The 16,372-nt window shown below is 60.5% G+C and carries 10 protein-coding genes and 3 pseudogenes; 2 read left to right on the top strand and 11 right to left on the bottom strand.

Annotated features, from left to right (window positions below):
• The first annotated feature begins 3 nt into the window (after window positions 1–3).
• Complete coding sequence (locus FHX06_RS27645) at window positions 4–702, top strand: nucleotidyl transferase AbiEii/AbiGii toxin family protein (RefSeq protein WP_183881527.1); 699 nt, start codon at window positions 4–6, stop codon at window positions 700–702.
• Window positions 703–1,172: 470 nt separating this feature from the next.
• Here the strand turns inward: FHX06_RS27645 and FHX06_RS27640 are convergent, their stop codons facing one another.
• From FHX06_RS27640 to FHX06_RS27620, 5 genes and pseudogenes are all read right to left on the bottom strand, one after another.
• On the bottom strand, window positions 1,173–2,294 hold the full coding sequence (locus tag FHX06_RS27640; RefSeq protein WP_183881525.1) for an ABC transporter permease: 1,122 nt from the start codon (window positions 2,292–2,294) through the stop codon (window positions 1,173–1,175).
• 1 nt (window position 2,295) lies between these two features.
• Window positions 2,296–5,010 carry a ribosome-associated ATPase/putative transporter RbbA gene (gene rbbA / locus FHX06_RS27635; RefSeq protein ID WP_183881523.1) on the bottom strand — a complete coding sequence of 905 codons (2,715 nt, stop codon included), beginning with the start codon at window positions 5,008–5,010 and terminating at the stop codon, window positions 2,296–2,298.
• A complete protein-coding gene (locus tag FHX06_RS27630) occupies window positions 5,007–6,035 on the bottom strand; it encodes an HlyD family secretion protein (RefSeq protein WP_183881521.1) in 1,029 nt (342 codons plus the stop codon). The genes rbbA and FHX06_RS27630 overlap by 4 nt, the downstream gene beginning before the upstream one ends.
• A gap of 547 nt (window positions 6,036–6,582) precedes the next feature.
• Window positions 6,583–7,128, bottom strand: coding sequence for a host attachment family protein (locus FHX06_RS27625; protein ID WP_246715652.1), 546 nt, complete (start codon window positions 7,126–7,128; stop codon window positions 6,583–6,585).
• Window positions 7,125–7,511: pseudogene (locus tag FHX06_RS27620) on the bottom strand (DUF4010 domain-containing protein); the annotation flags it as partial. The pseudogene FHX06_RS27620 and the gene FHX06_RS27625, both read right to left, overlap by 4 nt.
• 131 nt (window positions 7,512–7,642) lie before the next feature.
• Between FHX06_RS27620 and FHX06_RS27615 the strand changes: the two are divergent.
• A pseudogene (locus FHX06_RS27615) lies at window positions 7,643–8,622 on the top strand (zinc-dependent alcohol dehydrogenase family protein).
• Between the two features lie 689 nt (window positions 8,623–9,311).
• Here the strand turns inward: FHX06_RS27615 and FHX06_RS27610 are convergent.
• From FHX06_RS27610 to FHX06_RS27585, 6 genes and pseudogenes are all read right to left on the bottom strand, one after another.
• Window positions 9,312–10,346: pseudogene (locus FHX06_RS27610) on the bottom strand (methyl-accepting chemotaxis protein); the annotation flags it as partial.
• A 124-nt stretch (window positions 10,347–10,470) separates the two neighbouring features.
• Window positions 10,471–12,186 carry a dihydroxyacetone kinase family protein gene (locus FHX06_RS27605; protein WP_183881519.1) on the bottom strand — a complete coding sequence of 572 codons (1,716 nt, stop codon included), beginning with the start codon at window positions 12,184–12,186 and terminating at the stop codon, window positions 10,471–10,473.
• A complete protein-coding gene (locus FHX06_RS27600; RefSeq protein WP_183881517.1) occupies window positions 12,183–13,136 on the bottom strand; it encodes a sugar phosphate isomerase/epimerase family protein in 954 nt (317 codons plus the stop codon). Before FHX06_RS27600 ends, FHX06_RS27605 begins: the two co-directional genes overlap by 4 nt.
• A gap of 50 nt (window positions 13,137–13,186) precedes the next feature.
• Entirely contained in the window at window positions 13,187–14,734 is a 1,548-nt protein-coding gene (locus FHX06_RS27595) for a tripartite tricarboxylate transporter permease (RefSeq protein ID WP_246715651.1), read from the bottom strand.
• Window positions 14,735–14,767: 33 nt separating this feature from the next.
• A complete protein-coding gene (locus FHX06_RS27590) occupies window positions 14,768–15,268 on the bottom strand; it encodes a tripartite tricarboxylate transporter TctB family protein (RefSeq protein ID WP_183881515.1) in 501 nt (166 codons plus the stop codon).
• 65 nt (window positions 15,269–15,333) lie between these two features.
• Window positions 15,334–16,323 carry a tripartite tricarboxylate transporter substrate binding protein gene (locus tag FHX06_RS27585; protein WP_183881513.1) on the bottom strand — a complete coding sequence of 330 codons (990 nt, stop codon included), beginning with the start codon at window positions 16,321–16,323 and terminating at the stop codon, window positions 15,334–15,336.
• Window positions 16,324–16,372 lie beyond the last annotated feature (49 nt).

Raw genomic sequence — 16,372 nt, 5'->3', positions numbered from 1 at the left:
CTGATGAGCCATTGGGAAAGCCTTTTCGATCAGGCTGTGTCAATTATAAATCAGGCGAACTCTTCTTTTAAGCTCCTCGATAGCTGGACTTTCGGAGGTGGCACCGCCCTTATGCTCCAGATAAACCATCGTGAAAGCTTCGATATCGACATTTTCATCGATGATCCGCAGGTCCTCCCATATCTGAACCCGAAAACACAGGGCTATACCCTACAGGTGAACCCTGATGAATATGTTTCGGACGGGACGCATGCTTTGAAAATCGTGTTCGCGGGTATCGGTGAAATCGACTTCATTTGCGCTCCAAGTCTGACCAACGATCCCACATCCCTTATCGCAGTACGTGGAACCGAAGTTGACCTTGAGACCCCGGGCGAAATCATCGCGAAGAAGGTTCACTATCGAGGATCCTCTCTTCAACCACGTGACATGTTCGATATCGCGTGCATTGCCAAGGCACTCGGCGATGGATACGTTCTCGAAGCTCTCTTGCCATTCAAGACCAGGGCTGCCGCTGCATTGGCAGTCGCCGAGAGAATGGATGCAGGCCTCGCTAGCACAGTCATGGGGAAGCTTCAGCATAGCGAAGGATATGCGGATATTTCGAAAACTGCTCAGGCGACGACAATCTCGCTTTTGAAAGCGGTGTGCGACCATAAGCCAGCGTTATCCGCGGCACCTTCCTGTCCGTTTCCGCACTGATTTCTCAGCAACTTGGTGGTGCCGTTCGGTCGATTCCTTTAGATGGGCGTCATTCCGTTAGCCAGCAAAACCAAGTTACGCCGGCGTCTGCAATGAATTGTGTTGCACATGTTTAGCCAACCGCAGGCGAGGGGTCTAGGGTTCGACTCCTTTCAAGGGGGCCAAGCTGTCCGGTGGACGGTGCTAGCCCCGACGAACAGGGCGCAGATTTTCAGGAGGCTGTTCTCCTTCAGTAGGCTCGGCAAGGAGTTCGTAAACCTTGCAATCGAGGACGCCGGCGATTTTTCCGAGCGAGTCGATCCCAATGTTGATTTGCTTCCGCTCGATTTGAGAGATCGAGACGCGCTCCAGGTTTGCTTCAGTTGAACTTCGTCAGGAATGATGACGTGCTGGGCCGCCAGAACATTGACGTAAAGCAAGTTGGCATCAAATCCGTCTCAGCCGGCGATCTCTTGTCCGCGAAGGAAGACTTACCGGGCATCCGCCAGTGCCCGGCGGAAGCGGACAAGGGCTATCGTGAAGAAAAGCGCGCCGATCACGCCGAGAGCGACAGCCTGTCGCCAGATCGCCTCCCAATCTGCACCGCGATAGAGGATGGCCTGCGACAACGAAACGAAATGCGGCGTGGGCGAAATGACCATCGCGTATTGCAGCCAGAGCGGCATGCTATCCATCGAGGTCGTGCTGCCGGAGAGCAGATTCATCGTGATCAGGATCGGCATCGAAATCAGGCCGAACTGCGCCATCGAACTCGAGGCCGTCGCGATCAGGATGCCGAGCGAGGTGACGGAGAACTGGTAGAGCAGCGCGCAGAAGACGAAGAGGCCGATCGAACCGGCGATCGGCACCGAAAGCAGCCGCTCGACCACCACCGTCAGCGACAGCACCGCGGCCAGGACGATGACGAGCCCGTTCGCCCAGACCTTCGATATCATGATTTCCGCCGGGGTGACCGGCATGACGAGGAGATGTTCGATCGTGCCGTGCTCCCGCTCGCGGATCAGCGCCGCACCGGTCAGGATGACCGAGAGCATCGTCACATTGTTGATGACCTGCATGACCGCCGTGAACCAGGTCGACTGAAGATTGGGATTGAAGCGCGCGCTGACGACGAGGTTGATCGGCGGCGCGCGCCCCCTGTTCGGCAGCGCCGTTTGCACTTCCTGCAGGATGATGTTCTGGACATAGGAGGCGCCATTGCCGGCCTGGGACATAGCCGTCGCATCGATATCGAGCTGCAGCGATGGTTGGCGGCCGGCGATCGCATCCTCCTCGAATTTCGGGGGGATCTCCAGGACGAAGACGAAACGGCCGGCATTCATCGCCGCATCCACCTCATCCGCGCCGATCAGCACAGGCTCCTTGAAGAAGGGCTTCAGCATCGCATCCCGCAGTCGTGCCGAGAGCATCGAGCGGTCCTCGTCGACGACAGCGACCGAGGCATTTTCGACCTCCAGCTTGGCACCGGTCGAGACGGTATAAACGGCAATCGTGAAAGTATAGATGATGAGGACCATCATCACTGGGTCGGCCTTCAGGCTGTAGAGTTCCTTGATGCCGAGACGGAAGATCCGGTTGAGCTTGCCCCACATGTCAGGCGCTCCGCTTCCTGAGCGCAACAAGTGCAGCGCCGACAAAGACAACCCCGAAACCCGCAAGGGCAATCAGGTTGGGCCAGAGCTCGGCAAGACCGAGCCCCTTGGTGATGATGCCGACGCTCAAAGGCTGATACCAGGCCGACGGGAAGAGCAGCCCGATGAACCGTCCGCCGCCCGAGAGCGATGAGACCGGCACCATCAGTCCGGAAAAATTAACCGCCGGAATGACGGCAACGATCGCCGTCGCAAAGATCGCCGCCACCTGGCTGCGCACGAAACTCGACACGAAAAGGCCGAAAGCCGTGGTCGACAGGATATAGAGGATCGAGCCGGCTGTGAGCAGGCCGATGGAGCCCTTGACGGGCACGCCAAAGACAAAGCGCATCATCATCACCAGCATCAGAAAACTGACGAAGGCTATCACCACATAGGGAAGCTGCTTGCCGAGCAGGAATTCGATGCGGCTTACCGGTGTCGCCTGGAAGTTGGCGATCGAGCCCGTCTCCTTCTCCTTGACGATGCCGAGCGCCGTCATGATCGAAGGGATCAGGACAAGCATCAGCATGATGACGCTCGGAACGATCGCATTGGCGCTTTTGAAATCCTGATTGTAGCGAAAGCGGCTCTCGATATCGACGGGATAGGGTGAAACGAAACGGCCTGTCCGCTGCGCAGAAGCATCGGCAAGATAGGAGGAGACGAGACCGGTGACATAGCCCCGCGCCGTCTCGGCACGGAATGGCATGGCCCCGTCAAGCCATATGGAGACTTCCGGTGTCTCCTGCCGCAACAGGTCGCGGCCGAAATCGGGCGGAATCTCGATTGCCACCATCAACTCACCATTCTGCAATCGGTCCTGCAGTTCCCGCGACGATGTGATCGGCGAGCGCTCCTGGAAGTAACGCAAGCCCTGCAGGCTCTCCACCAGCTGCCGGCTTTCCGCCGACTGATCCTGGTCGAAGACAGCGAAAGGCAGATGCTCGACATCGAAGGAAATGCCATATCCGAATGTCAACATCAGCAGGGCCGGCCCGAGCAGTGCAAAGACGAGCCGCGCCCGGTCGCGCAGGATCTCCAGCGTCTCCCGTCGCGCATAGGCCCAGAGCCGGCCGGGATCGAAGCGCCGAATGGGCCGGGCAGTCTCTGGCACCGTATCCTCGACGCCGGCATCGGCGCCCTCGCCCATTCCAGCTTCGGTCAGCACCTCGATGAAGGTTTCCTCCAATGTCGCCTTGCCGCGCTCGGCGCAGAGTTCCGCAGGGCTGCCGATCGCCAGCACCTTGCCGGCATGCATCAGCGAGATGCGGTCGCAACGCTCGGCCTCGTTCATGAAATGCGTCGACAGGAAAATGGTCACGCCATCGCCCCGCGACAGCGTGATCAGCGAACGCCAGAAGGCATCGCGGGCCACCGGGTCGACGCCGGACGTGGGCTCGTCGAGGATGAGAATCTCCGGTTTGTGGATGACGGCTGCGGCAAGCTGCAGGCGCTGGCGCATGCCGAGCGGCAGATCCTCCGAGCGCTGGTCGGCGACGTCGGCAAGATCGTATTCGGCGAGCATCTCGGCCACGCGCGGCTCGATCTTGTTGGAAGGCAAAGCGAAGAGGCGAGCGTGCAGCATCAGGTTCTGTCGCACCGTCAGCTCGCCATAGAGCGAAAAAGCCTGCGACATGTAGCCGACGCGCTTGCGGGTTTCGATATCGCCGGCCTTCAGCGACTGGCCGAAAAGCCTCGCCGTGCCCTCGCTTGCCGGCAGCAGCCCGGTCAGCATCTTCATCGTCGTGCTCTTGCCGCTGCCGTTGGAGCCGAGGAAACCGAAGATTTCGCCTTTCCGAATTCGAAAACTGACATGATCGACAGCAACGAAATCGCCGAAGCGGCAGGTCAGCCCTTCCGCCTCGATCGCCGGCGGTCCGTCGACAATCACGCGCGGAGTGACTGCCAGCGGGCCGAGGCCCGCCTTGTCCGCATTCGGCATCAGCGCCGTGAAGGCAGCCTCAAGCGTCTTTTGACCCGCATGCCGCATGATTTCGGCGGGACTGCCGGTGGCAATCAGCTTGCCTGCATGCAATGCGGCGAGCCAGTCAAAGCGCTCGGCCTCCTCCATATAGGCAGTGGCGACGATGACGCTAATCTGCGGCCGCCGCTCGCGGATGCGGTCGATGAGCTCCCAGAACTGGCGGCGCGAGAGCGGGTCGATACCGGTCGTCGGCTCGTCGAGGATGAGGAGCTCGGGATCGTGCAGCAGTGAGGCGCAGATACCGAGCTTCTGCTTCATGCCACCCGAGAGCTTGCCGGCCGGGCGATCACGAAAGGGCAGAAGCCCGGTCATGCGCAACAGCTCGTCCATGCGCTGCCGGCGCTGCTGGCCACCCTGTCCGAAGAGACGACCGAAGAAATCGAGGTTTTCGGCAACGCTGAGCGTCGGATAGAGATTGCGCCCAAGGCCCTGCGGCATGAAAGCGATGCGGGCGCAGACGGCGCGGCGATGGCGTGCGCCGGCCATGTCGCCGCCAAGCACCTCGATCTGTCCCTTCTGGATGCGGGTGATGCCCGCGGCAAGGCCGAGCAAGGTCGACTTGCCGACACCGTCAGGCCCGATCAATCCGACTATGCAGCCGGCGGGAACGGCGAGATCGACGTCATCGAGCGCGACCTGGTGACCGTAATGATGTGTCACCCCGGCAAGGCGAACGGCAGGTTCATTCATTGCGGCAGCTTCACTTGCAGCTCGGACGGCCAACCCGCCGCGGGATCGGTGCGCACATAGCCAATCCCCCTCACGCCCGTCTTAATGCGCGATTCATACCCTTTGAGCAGGTCCGGCGCGATCCTGAGCTTCACCCGGAAAACCAGCTTCTCGCGCTCATCCTGCGTCTCGACTGTCTTTGGCGTGAACTGCGCTTCCGAGGCGACAAAGGAAACGGTTGCCGGTACGACATATTGCGGCGCGGGATCGAGGATGATCCGGGCTTCGTCGCCGATCGCCAGGCGGCCAGCAGCACTTGCCGGCAGGAAGATCGTCATGGAAACGTCCGACAGGTCGAGCAGCGTCGCCACCGGTGCGCCGGCCGCGACAACCTCTCCGGTTTGCGCCAGTTTGTATTCAACGCGGCCACGGCGTGGCGCCTTCAGCACGGCATCATCGAGCAGCGATTGAATTCGCACGACCTCGGCTCTCGCAGCCTCGGTCGCAGCTTCCGCCTCGTCGCGGCTCGCCAATGCCGCCCGCTCGGCGGCTTCCGCGACATTGAGCTGGCTGCGCCGCAATTCGAACTGCTGCTTGGTGCCGCTACCCGTATCGCTCATCGACTGCGCGCGCTGTAGCTCCTGGCGGGCAAGCGTCAGCTCGCTCTCGCGTTGTGCGATCGAGGCGGCGGCTTCGACCTGGCTCGTCTCGCTGCGGCGCACCTGCGCCCTGGCACCTGCAAGCTGGGCATCGAGATCGGCGGTATCGAGCCTGGCAATAGGAGTACCGGCATCGATGACGTCGCCCTCATTGACCATGACCTCGGCAAGACGGCCGGCAAGCTTTGCCGAAATCAGGATCTGCTGGGCCTCGATGCGGCCGTTGGACATAGAAATATTCGCCGGCAGGCGCTGCCCGGTTACCTTGTTCCACAAGGCTTCGAAGCGGCTGGCAAGAGCCGCGGCGCCATCTTGGGCCAGGAGAGGCGGGCTGGAGCCGAGAAGGGTTGCGGCCGAAATCAAAATACCAAGCTGTCGCCTTATCAAGACTGGGCCTCCGGTCGAATATTGCGGGTCTTGTCCATGCAGACCCTTCTATCGGTGGTTCCGGTGTCCATCCTTGACTTATGTCATGTCCGGGTTTCGACATTGGCCCACACCTTCAACGATCGAGAACTAAGTCGGCAGATGTTTCCTCCACCGGAGGAATTGTGGTGGCGGTGGTCTTTTTTTTCGCGCGTGTCCGTCTCGTTTGGATGGGGTCGTGGGGTCAATGTCCAGTGAGGCCATCGGGCCGGCGGCGTCAAGCTTTGACAACCATAAGTTTATTATTGATCGAAATCAAGTTGCGCGGGGAGGCTGGCCCCGGGAGTGGAGGGAAACATGACAGCGATGGTACTTGAACAGATTGGGCCGCCCACTTAGCCTCGCAAACGCCCGGATCCTTTGCGGCCCCGGGTTCTTCGACTTCAGCTTCGAGAGCAGTAATTGAAGTGCCGGAACTCGTTCCCCTTGCCCATTGATCATGATCGCGATGTTCTTGGGAGGCCAACATCTTGATTGAACGTTCGATCATCGGCCCGGATGTGGGTTCTCAAGGGAGAGCCAATGCCGCCTGAATCTCGTTAACAGATTGCCCGGCCAGGTCGCTGTCGATCTCAGCAAGCAGCCGCTCGATCAGAGCGGGATGGAAATGGCGACGCAGTTCCCCGAGTGAACGAGGGTCGGCGATGACGACGAGTCGCCTGACGCGGCCTTGAAGGACCTCTCCGTTGAGATAGGAGGCGGCGGCCGCGACAAAATCATCTTCCGACAATCGCCGGCTGTCTGGATTGGCCAGACTGCTGCGATGATGAGTGCCGGAGCCTGCATTTGCTGGGTCGAGCGCGGGCTCTTCAAGTGCGATCAAATTGAGGTGCGGCTCGTGTCCCTTGTTACGAAAAAGCCGGAGCTTCTCGCCGTCGACGACAGCAACGACAGTATCATTTGGGACAATCATTTCTTTCTCCGCTTGAATATTGATGAGAGGCTTCGCTCGGTCAGCCAGCGTCAGGATGCACCAGATTGTCGGATCGGCTTTGATATGCGTCAATTGCGCGTTGCGAGAGAAACCGGCCGCAAGGTCCGCGCTCGCGCTCATGCCAAAAGAAAGCCGGCCATTCCGGCAAGAGCGGCGACGGTCGTTGCGATAGCCAGTCGGACTGCAAAGGCGAAAACTACCGGTGCTAGCTGCAAGCACCGCTTTCGCAAGAAGATTAGCGAACGCCGCGACCGCTATGGCATGGGCGGCCGCGTCCGCAGAAGCTTGATTGACGCGAGTTTTGCAACGGAATGCGTTATCGCGTCGAGATCGCCCAGGCCAGTTATGATGGCAAGGGTCGGCAGCGAGTTGGTGCCGAACACGACCAAGGTCACCCGCGTCAGGATTGTCACGCCAGCAAGGACAAGGGCGAAACGCACTGCCACCATGAGCTCGAGCGGGTTTCGCGGTGAGAAGGTGGGGCTGTGTTCCGGACGCCGAAGTGCTCTAAGCGGCTCACTGCGCCGGATCAAATTTCCTTGCGAGAAACGTGGGCATGACCTGTCTTTGACACCCGTCAATGACCGTTTGCCCTGATTTCAGGATTATGGCTCGTGACGATGAGGAGCGGCGCATGAAGGCAATGGTCCTGGAAGCGATCGGGATGCCCCTGCGTGCAATGGTGCGGCCTGATCCGGTGCCGGCGGCGGGGCAGTTGATGTTGAAGGTGGAGGCTTGCGCGGTGTGCAGGACGGACCTTCACGTCTGCGATGGCGATCTTCCGAACCCGAAGCTTCCGCTTGTTCCCGGGCGTGAGATCGTCGGTATCGTCGAGGCGGTCGGGGAGGGGATTGCGCCGTCGCGCATTGGGCAAAGAGTCGGCGTGCCCTGGCTCGGTCACACATGCGGTTGCTGCTCCTTCTGCAGGAGCGGGGAGGAAAACCTCTGCGATGAGCCGCAGTTTACCGGCTACACGCGCGACGGGGGCTTTGCCACTCATGTCGTTGCGGATGCCGATTATGCCTTTGTGCTCGACAGCGCGGCCGATCCCGTTGCCCTTGCTCCGCTCTTCTGCGCCGGCCTCATCGGTTGGCGTTCGCTGAAGAAGGCGACGGCAGGAAGATAGGGCTCTACGGGTTCGGTGCAGCCGCGCATATCATCACGCAGATCTGCCGCTGGCAGGGCCGCGAGGTCTATGCGTTTTCGCGCCCGGGGGATGAGGCAGCGGAACGCTTCGCGCTAGAACTCGGCGCTGTCTGGGCAGGAGGTTCGGATGAGCGGCCGCCCGTCCCGCTCGATTCGGCGATCATCTTTGCACCCGTCGGCGAACTCGTGCCGACGGCATTGAAGGCGGTGCGGAAGGGAGGCCGGGTCGTTTGTGGGGGCATCCACATGAGCGACCTGCCCGCAATGCCTTATGCCCTGATCTGGGGCGAGCGAAGCGTGGTCTCTGTCGCCAACCTGACCAGGAGAGACGCCGAGGAGTTCTTTCCCGTTGCCTATCAGGCTGGTGTCCTAACCCACACGAAAACCTATCCGCTTATGGAAGCCAATGCGGCGCTCGACGATTTACGCGCCAGCCGCCTGAGCGGTGCAGCGGTCCTGAAGCCTTGAATAGCGCTATTCGGAAGTGACGATACCTGATCCGGTTTCGAGCGCCTTCATGCGCAGCGGGATTCGAGCTAATCGCAGGAGCTTTAACAGCCGCTGCCTGCCGTTTTGATCACCATCAATTTCGGCAAAAGGCGAGCGGCATCATCCGGGCCTTTCGTGGCGAGCGTTTTGGCACGTTCGATGGCGACGGTAAAATGCGAAGGACCGAGCAGGCCACTAGGTAGGCGCGATTAAAGGGGAGCGGACGGGAAGTGCCAGCTAACAGGAAGTTAGGCAGGTTCTGTCTGCTCGCGACGGGCAACGTCAGGCCACTGCGCGGGCACCAGCCGCATCGGCGTCGACGGGAAGTCACCGAAATCGCGGTGGCAGCTCGACATTTGCGAGGAATTCCTGCCTCGTAACGAAATCGCCAAACAGTGTCTTCAGCTTTCGTTCCTGTTCATCGCGAATGTGCAGTGTGCGGGCGAGCTCGGTAATTTTGTAAACCCTTTGAGCTGGCATGCGGGCTATATTATCCATTTGCATTTCAATCTCCCTCGAAAGAACAACGAAATTCACGACGGTGAATGCGCTGTGTCAGCCAATCCCTTCAACCTTTAACTTAAATTGTTCGCGGTTCGTCGTCGTTGATCGATCTCAAAGAGCGGTCATGACGGGCATTCGCACTTTGACCGGCGCCAATGTCATCGATTTTGCTGCGTCGCCAGGTCCATATGGTTGACCGCGCTGTTAATCTCCGACAGCCCCATGGATTGTTCTTGGGCGGCGGTGGCGACAGCGTCCATGTGCTGGTTGATCTGCTGTACAAGTTCAGCAATCGCAGTAAGGCCTTCGCCGGTGTCGTTGACCAGGCGTACACCCTCGCTCACCGCGACCTCGGAATTACCGATCAGGCTTTTAATCTCCTTTGCGGCATTGGCGGAGCGCTGCGCCAGCTCGCGCACTTCCTGCGCGACGGCGGCGAAGCCCTTGCCGGCTTCACCGGCACGGGCAGCTTCCACGCCGGCATTCAGGGCCAGCAGATTGGTCTGGAAAGCGATCTCGTCAATGACGCCGATGATCTGGCTGATCTGCCTGGACGAGTGCTCGATCTTGCCCATCGCGGTAACCGCATTGTTGACGACCTGGCTTGAATTTTCTGCGCGAGAGCGGGCACCGCGCACGAGATCGCGGGCGTCGCCGGCACGCTGAGAGGTCGATCGCACGTTGGCGGTGACCTCTTCCAGTGCAGCGGCAGTTTCCTCGAGCGAAGCGGCTTGCTGCTCGGTCCGCTTGGAGAGGTTGTCGGACGCTTGCGAGATCTCGAAGCTCCCGCTGCTGACCAGTGACGCAGCCTGACCGACGCCCTGCATGGCGCCGCGAAGCTGGCTGACCGAAGTGTTGAAGTCGTGGCGGAGCGCCTCGAACTGCGGCGCGAGAGCCGTATCGATTTCACAGACGAGGTCGCCGGCAGCGAGTCGGCGCAGGCCTGCGGCGAGCGAACCTGTAGCCTGCATGAGGCGTTCTTCCGCTTCGGCCTCGGTGCGCCGCTGCAACTCGATGCGCTCGCGCTCGGCGGAGACACGTGCCTCCGTAGCTTGCTCCTCAAGTGCCTTATTGCGGATAGCAGCCTGCTGGAAGACCTCGACGGAGCCGGCCATTTTACCAATTTCGTCACGGCGTTCGACACCGGTCACGTCGATCTCCAGATCGCCCTGCGCCAGGGCCGTCACCTCCATGCGTAGCTTCACAAGCGCCATCAACGGGAATTCGCGTGCAAATTCCGCTTCTGTCGTCAGCCGCTTTCGGCGGGCCGAAACGACCTTAACCTGCGGTTGGAGCGCAAGGTCAAATCGTCGGTGCTCGGGCCTAACCTTTCCTATTTGCGATGTATGTCCCGGCTACCCGCGACACCAGCGCCAAAGAGACTGCACCAGCATCAGGATGACCGATGCTCTTTTCGGCAAGCGGCCGGGCGCGACCGAGTTTTGGAGCCAACCTTGCAGTCGCATCGGCGGCAGCCTTTGCCGCATCTGCCGCAGCAGACCATGCCTCGAACAGCGACTTGCCGGCAGCAGCTTCCTTCTCCAGCGTTTCGACGAAGGGCACGAGTGCGTCAACGAGGGTTTTGTCCCCCGGGCGAGCGCGGCCAAGACGGGTCACGCCGTCTAGCGCCAGACGGGCGCCGCTGACGACCGCATGCTTTTCGATTGCAGCCGTATCGCTAAAGGCATTGCTCCACGCGCGCAGCAGCAAACCCCAGATGGCGCCGGAGGTGCCGCCGGCACGATCGGCCCAGGCGTCGCCTGCAACGGCCAGAACGCTGGCTGCGCCCGCGCCAACCGCAACGGCTCCCCTGGCGGCATCGAGAGCCGCGGCCGAGCCGCGGCGCATGCCCTGACCATGGTCACCGTCACCGGCAACGGCGTCGATGCGACCGAGTTCTTCTTCCGCGTCCTTCAGTGTAAGTGCGATCTTCTCGATCACGCCGGCTACGCATTTGCCGTCGGCCCTGGAGACGTCGCTGGCTTCGGCAAAGTTCGCGAGTGTGTTTTCGTCGTCGAGCGCGTCCATGGCAGGTTCGGTCGTGAAGGTCGCGCCGCGGCGCAGCACCGGCGTATCGCAGGCAGCCGTCCAGAGCGGCTCCAGCTCATCGTCTAGCCAGAGCAGCGTCAGCGAGCAACCCTGCATGTCGAGGCTGGTGACGAATTCGCCGGCCTCCGGCAGAACGGATTCGAGGCCGGCAGCCTCAAGCCGTGCGGCGACCGCCGTCCAAAGCACAAAAAGCTCTTCGTATTTCGTTGCACCCAGACCGTTAAGCACGACGCCTGCACGCTTTGTTCCCGCCGGGCGTTCGGGAAGCAGCTTGTCCACGAGCAGGGCGGCAAGGTCGGTCGCCGAAGCGATGTCTTCCTCGCTGATGCCGGGTTCGCCATGGATGCCGAGGCCGAGCGCCATCTGGCCCTTCGGCACGGTAAAGAGTGGACTGGATGCTCCCGGCAGCGTGCAGCCCTTGAAGGCGACGCCGAAGGAGACTGTGCGCTCATTGGCATGGCGGGTCAGGCGCTCGACTTCATCGAGGTCGAGGCCGGCTTCGGCAGCAGCCCCGGCGATCTTGAAGACCATCAGGTCGCCGGCAATGCCGCGCCGTTTTGCTGCTGTCTCGGCCGGTGCACTTGCCACGTCATCCGTTACAGGAACGATGCGCACGTCGATACCTTCGGCGCGAAGGCGCTCGGCGGCCACGCCGAAGTTCAGGACGTCGCCAGCATAGTTGCCAAAGCCAAGCAGGATACCACCACCCTGATCCGCCAGACGGCAGACACGGGCGACCGCTGCGGTCGATGGTGAAGCGAAGACGTCACCGGCGACAGCGGCATCCGCAAGGCCCGGGCCGACGTAACCGGCAAAGGCCGGATAATGGCCGGACCCGCCGCCGATCACCACGGAAACCTTGCCCTTCGGTACCTTCGTTGCGCGCACGACGCCTCCCTTCACATGCCGGACATAGCGACTGTAGATGGCGGCAAAGCCTTTGAGGGCCGTGCTTGCAAATTCCTCCGGAGCGTCGAAAGTCGTGGTCATGGCTTTTGTCCTTCATCGCGAGGCAAGATGCGCCTCAGATAGTCTCGGTTCGAAGCGCAGACGGAAAGCCCGTCGCCGCCGTAATGTTCACAAAGAAACGGGCTCGAAAAGCCATGGGCCAGCGCAATGCGGATGGCAGCCCGATAATTGATAATGCCGGATTCGAGCGGCGCCGGGTGGGTCACGATGACGCCCGAAGCAGGATCTTCCGTGCGCGTGTAATTCTTGACGTGCCAGTATTTGGCGTAAGGCGCGACCTTCGTCATCATCTCCTGCCAGTGCTGCATCGGCCGATGCAGGCGGATGAGATTACCGAGATCGGCATTGATGCCGACGTTCGGCAAACCCACCTCTTCGACAAAACGAACGGCGCTTTCGGCGGTGCCAAGGTAAGTGTCCTCGTACATCTCCAGTGAAATCTCGATGCCGAGATCTTCGGCATGGCGGCCAAGCTCTCGAATGCGTCGCACGGCCTTCGTCCAAACCGCCGCGTCGTCGGGGTTCTTGTGGCCTTCAACGGTCCAGAACCAAAGTGCTTTCATTTGTGCATCGGTCAATGGCTCGAAGAAGCCAAACGAAACCGAGCCGGCGCCAATTGCCTTGGCCGCGTCAATGACACGGTGGCTGTATGTCAGGTGATAATCTCCATGCCGCGCGTCGATGACACTACGCCGAGACGTAGAAATCGCAGGAATGGTCAGGCCAAGCGAGGCAACGAGGCTCATGAAGCTCTCAAGCCGGGCGGGCGTCAGATCGGCAAGCCTCAGCCAACTGTCGGTTGGATCAAGCTCGGTAAAACCGGCATCGACAACATCCGATACCGTGTTGGCCCACTCCTCCACGGATTGGTCTTGGACGGAACGTCCGTCATCGAGCAGGTTGGGGTACTGAATCATCGCGGCAGCTATCGGCCAATTGTCTCTCGTCCACCGTTGAGGCTTGGTGGTCATGATGCATCCTCGCAAGATGTGGGTGGGAAGGCTTGGCTTAGAGAGCGGCGTCACGCCGCTGTCTTCCGATCGTGGTCGTCAGTCCCGGAGTGAGCAATCGCGGCCGATCGAGGGCGAGCGCTCGCCACCAGCCACATGATTGCTGGCGATAGAAGCAGCGCCAGACCGAGCAACATCAGACTGGTCACCAGCCCGTTCGACCAGAAGATCGAGAGGTTGCCGTTGGACATCAGCATTGACTGGCGGAAGGCGTCTTCGGCTTTGTCGCCAAGAACCATCGCTAGCACCAGAGGAGCGAGCGGATAGTCCAGCTTCTTGAAAACATATCCAAGAATGCCGAAGCCGATGACCAGCCACACATCGATGATGTTATTGGCGACCTGATAGGCACCAGAGAAGATGACGGCGACAATGATCGGGCCGATGATGGAGAAGGGAACACGCAGGATCGATGCGTAGAGCGGGACAGTGGCGATCACCAGGATGACGGCAACGATGTTGCCGAGATACATGGATGCGATCAGACCCCAGACGAAATCCGGCCGATCGGTAAACAGCGTCGGTCCGGGGGTCAGGCCCCAAATCATCAGACCGCCCATCATGACCGCAGCTGTGGCCGAACCGGGTACACCGAGCGCCAGCATCGGCAGCAGTGCCGAGGTTCCGGCGGAATGGTCTGCGGTTTCCGGAGCGACGATACCACGCGGGTCGCCCTTCCCGAACCTCGACTTGTCGCGTGCCGAGCGGCTGGCCACGCCATAGCTCATGAACGATGCGGCGGTCGGGCCGGCAGGCGTGATGCCCATCCAGATGCCGATGATTGTCGAGCGCAGGATAGTGAACCAGTATCGGGGCATTTCAATCAGCGTCCGGCCGATCTCGGAAAGTCTGACACGTGCCTTGATGCCGTCGAAACGCAAGCCCTCTTCCGTCGTCAGCAACAGCTCGCCGATGCCGAAAAGACCCATGACCGCGATCAGGAAGGAAACGCCCTTGATCAACTCGGGGATGTCGAAGGTGAGCCGCAGGTTTCCCGAAATAGTGTCCATGCCGACGGATGCCAGTGCAAAGCCGATCATCATGGAGACGAGGGTCTTGAAGGGCGACTGAGCGCCCATGGAAATAAAGCTTGAGAAAGCCAGGAAATAGACTGCGAAATATTCGGGCGAGGAAAAGCGCAGCGCGAAATTCGCAACCCAGCCGGAGAGCAGAGTAATCATCACCACGCCAGCCAGAGCGCCGATGCCGGCGGAAACGAAGGCAAGCGTTAGCGCACGGCTCGCCTGGCCGGATTTGGCCATCGGATACCCGTCGAAGGTCGTCGCGACGGACGACGGCTCGCCCGGGATATTGAAGAGGATCGACGTGGTCGAGCCGCCGAAAAGCGCTCCCCAATACATGCACGAAAGAAGGATGATCGCCGAGATGGGGTCCATTGAAAAGGTGAGGGGCAGAAGCAGCGAAACGCCATTCGGAGCGCCCAAACCGGGCAGCACGCCGACGAGAATTCCGAGCGTAACGCCGAGCATCATCAGAAGAATGTGATTGAAGCTGAGGATGTGGCCGAAGCCGTCCATCAGGAGACCAATGTTTTCCATGTCTTTCCTCCTAAAGACTTGAAGCCGGCGGGATCAGTAAATCCCGAACCACGCTTCGACCGGACCTTTCAGGAGCGGGACCTTGAAGCCGATTTCGAAGATGACGAAGAAGAGAGCCGAGACTGCAACGCCAGTCGGTAGGCCGATCCACCATTTGTATTTGCCCTGCAGCGTCATGGCGCCGGCTATGTAGAGCGCTGTGCCGATATAGAGGCCAAGAAACGTGGAGATCGCCGCGAAGGCGACAAGCGGAAGAAGAAAGCTAAGAACAGCCTTGAAGCGGGCCGTCTCCACGAAGATGGTGCCCGTGCCGCGATGCTTGAGGAAAGCACTCACCAGATTGGCGACGCTGCCGAGAATGATCAGGAGGCCGATGTAGAACGGGAAGTAACCCGCATCCGGCCCCATTTCCGTCCAGCCCATGCCGGCTTCGCGCGAGCCGACGCAGACGGCGACGCCGAAGGCGCCAGTCAGAAGCGCGACGGCAATTTCCATGGAGAAGCGGGTCACGCCCGTGTTGCTGCTCTCGCTCATCGTTCAACCCTTTCCGATGGGGAAGCGGGCGCCGTCATGGCGCCCGCAGAACCTTGGGAGGAGGTTCAGTTTGCCAGCCAGCCTTCGCGCTTCAGAACTTGCGAAACCGAAGCCTCGTCCTTCTTGATGAAGTCCGTCAACTGGGTTCCGCTCATGAAGTTTGCGGACTGGGAGGAGTCGGCGAGGTATTTTGCCCACTCCGGTGTCTCGGAAACCTTCTTCAGCACGCCGGCGTAGAAATCGATGACGTCCTGATCGACGCCTTCGGGCAGCCAGACGGTGCGGGGCATGGAGTAATTGTCGATTGCGATACCGCTGTCCTTGCAGGTGGCGATATCGCTCCACCCCTTGTCACCGGCAACCTTGGCGTCGCTCTTTAGCTTTTCAGCCTTGAAGACGCAGAGCGGCTTGACCATGCCGGCCTGCCACTGGCCGAGGTTTTCACTCGGGTTGTTGACGTTGGCGGCAATGTGTTCGCCGGCGAGCTGGACGGCTGCCTCGCCGCCGCTCTTGAAGGGGATGTAGCCGAGCTTGGTGCCGGTTGCGTCGTTGATCATCGAGGTGAGGATCTGGTCGACGTCCTTGGACTGGCTACCGCCAACTTTCATGTCGGCCGTTTCCTTGGCCTTTGCGACGAAATCGGCGGCCGTTTTGAATTCGGACTTGCCGTTTACCCAGAGGATGAATTCGTCGGCAGCGAGTGAGGCGACCGGGACCAGGTTTTCAGACTTGTAGGGGACCTTCGCGCGGATCGGCAGCAGGTAGGCATTGTTGGTTCCAAATGCGAGCTTATAGGCATCGCCATTGTAACCGGCAGTATAGACGAACCCTTCGGCGCCGCCGGCGCTGCCCTTGTTCGTGACAACGACCGGAGCCTTCATCAGCTCATACTTGCCGATGATCGCTTGGATGGTGCGGGCAAAGATGTCCGTGCCGCCGCCTGGGCCAGCTGTGACAACAAATTCGACGGGACGGTTCGGCTCGAAAGCCATGGCCGGGGCGGCAATGCCGAAAGCGGCCGCCATGATGCACGCGATGGATAGTGGGCTTTTCATTTTCACTCCTCCGTTTTGAATGAACGGCGCGGCCCTCAACCACGCCGGC

Origin of the sequence: Rhizobium sp. BK512 (assembly GCF_014194915.1) — a bacterium.
Lineage (GTDB): Bacteria > Pseudomonadota > Alphaproteobacteria > Rhizobiales > Rhizobiaceae > Rhizobium.
Note: the sequence above shows the minus strand (reverse complement) of the source record. Positions and strands in the feature narration are given on the sequence as shown.

Bases quoted from the DNA above. Each gene is read 5' to 3' on its own strand.
- FHX06_RS27640 (WP_183881525.1), bottom strand. From the start codon at position 2,294: ATGTGGGGCAAGCTCAACCGGATCTTCCGTCTCGGCATCAAGGAACTC.
- FHX06_RS27625 (WP_246715652.1), bottom strand. From the start codon at position 7,128: ATGAGCGCGAGCGCGGACCTTGCGGCCGGTTTCTCTCGCAACGCGCAA.
- FHX06_RS27590 (WP_183881515.1), bottom strand. From the start codon at position 15,268: ATGAGCGAGAGCAGCAACACGGGCGTGACCCGCTTCTCCATGGAAATT.
- FHX06_RS27600 (WP_183881517.1), bottom strand. From the start codon at position 13,136: ATGACCACCAAGCCTCAACGGTGGACGAGAGACAATTGGCCGATAGCT.
- FHX06_RS27595 (WP_246715651.1), bottom strand. From the start codon at position 14,734: ATGGAAAACATTGGTCTCCTGATGGACGGCTTCGGCCACATCCTCAGC.
- FHX06_RS27585 (WP_183881513.1), bottom strand. From the start codon at position 16,323: ATGAAAAGCCCACTATCCATCGCGTGCATCATGGCGGCCGCTTTCGGC.
- FHX06_RS27605 (WP_183881519.1), bottom strand. From the start codon at position 12,186: ATGACCACGACTTTCGACGCTCCGGAGGAATTTGCAAGCACGGCCCTC.
- FHX06_RS27645 (WP_183881527.1), top strand. From the start codon at position 4: ATGAGCCATTGGGAAAGCCTTTTCGATCAGGCTGTGTCAATTATAAAT.
- rbbA (WP_183881523.1), bottom strand. From the start codon at position 5,010: ATGAATGAACCTGCCGTTCGCCTTGCCGGGGTGACACATCATTACGGT.